1 rRNA gene is annotated in these 317 nt (G+C 58.7%); it reads left to right on the top strand.

The annotated features are described in order from the left end of the window. A 23S ribosomal RNA gene (locus ACOQFP_RS24055) occupies positions 1-317 on the top strand; the annotation flags it as partial.

Here is a 317-nt window from a genome sequence, read left to right as displayed (position 1 = left end):
TCCTGGGCCAGGTTAATCCGCCCAGGGTGAGTCGGGACCTAAGACGAGGCCGACAGGCGTAGCCGATGGACAACGGGTTGATATTCCCGTACCCGTGTAACCGCGCCCATGGTGAATCAGTGACACTAACCACCCTGAATCCTGTTGATCGTGTGCCTTCGGGCATGTCGACGACGGGTGGATGCGTGGGACCTGATCTGGTAGTAGCCAAGCGATGGGGTGACGCAGGAAGGTAGCTGGGCCAGTCAGTGGTTGTACTGGTGTAAGCCTGTAGGGCGAACGGTAGGCAAATCCGCCGTTCATGATGCCTGAGAGGT

The sequence above is a fragment of the Rhodococcus sp. MALMAid1271 genome (assembly GCF_049195265.1).
Taxonomy (GTDB): Bacteria; Actinomycetota; Actinomycetes; order Mycobacteriales; family Mycobacteriaceae; genus Rhodococcoides.
Note: the sequence above shows the minus strand (reverse complement) of the source record. Positions and strands in the feature narration are given on the sequence as shown.